A 1010-nucleotide genomic window follows, 5' to 3' on the forward strand; every position below is an offset into this window, starting at 1 on the left:
TCAGGATGCTCTGCCCAATCAAGCAATTCTGCTGCCCGAATCGCCTGAGAACTCATTTCTGAAGAGAGAGTACCAGCAGGTGGTTCCAGGTAAAATACTACCTTCCGAAAAATACCCGCAGAACAGCTACTCAACCGATCTAGTAGTTCACTACGTTCAATTTCACCACGCGATTGCGGGCTTATCGTGTTTTGTGGAAACCCTACGTTCCCTCCGCGAGTTTGCGGCGTAGTCACTCAAAAATTGAAAGTTGGTTTTTGAATAGTATTTCCTTGGAAGACAGCCTTAATTTCCTCTGCCAACTTTGTAAAATTCTGAACAGTTGGTGACTGAGAATTAACCTTATTTTCCATAGATTGAATCGTTTGAATCAGCTTAGGGTTCGGGTCTGCCTTAGCTTCTTCTGCCAATTCATTAACCGCTTTAGCAACCTCAGGATCTTTCTCAGCTGCTGCTTCTATCTCTCCAGCAACAACTGTATCTAGTTGTGCTTCCCCAGCATCTAGTGGTTGTTGCTCTGCTCGCATGATTGCAGCATCTACTTTTGGAAATTTTTCCTTAAGCAGAGTCATCAACTTTCCTGCTTTCTCAAGCACCTTCTCACCTAACGTTTCACCCGTTTTCTCAAAGGCTTTAGTGACAATCAAAGTCACAATCGCCGTAGCCGTTAATTCTACAGGTTCCATAAAAAGTTCCTCAAATTTACTGAGTAGATGCTCGTTACCCTAATCTGATTCACTCTGAACCAATCGCTGAACAGAGCGTTTGCATCAGCTCTAGACAATATTTGACTAGCAAATCCTTCCTACAGTGTCTAACTTCAGCTGCAATAGCTGAAAACTCAAAACTTCAGAATTTAAGAGTGTTTTGGCTTGTCTCGATAATCGTAGATACTCCCATTGCCTTTCACTGTAGGCTCGCCACCCCTTGAGACGTAACGATCATAGAGTATTACCTAGTGGTATGTCAATTTTGTTCTGGGTAAAGTCCCTTGAGCTACTGCTCTAGCA

The 1010-nt window shown here is 43.2% G+C and carries 2 protein-coding genes; both read right to left on the minus strand.

The genetic code is table 11. From position 1 onward, the window contains the following. A partial coding sequence (locus F6K53_RS45505) for a hypothetical protein (protein ID WP_293087834.1) occupies positions 1-236 on the minus strand: 236 nt, incomplete at its 3' end. After that, the gene (locus F6K53_RS45510) at positions 237-686 is read right to left on the minus strand and encodes a hypothetical protein (protein ID WP_293087836.1); all 450 of its coding nucleotides are present in this window, start codon (positions 684-686) and stop codon (positions 237-239) included. Positions 687-1010 lie beyond the last annotated feature (324 nt).

The organism is Moorena sp. SIO4A1, assembly GCF_010672065.1.
Classification (GTDB): Bacteria; Cyanobacteriota; Cyanobacteriia; order Cyanobacteriales; family Coleofasciculaceae; genus Moorena.

What these genes read in the sequence shown, in the direction of transcription:
- F6K53_RS45510 (WP_293087836.1), bottom strand. Translation starts at nt 686, where the DNA reads ATGGAACCTGTAGAATTAACGGCTACGGCGATTGTGACTTTGATTGTC.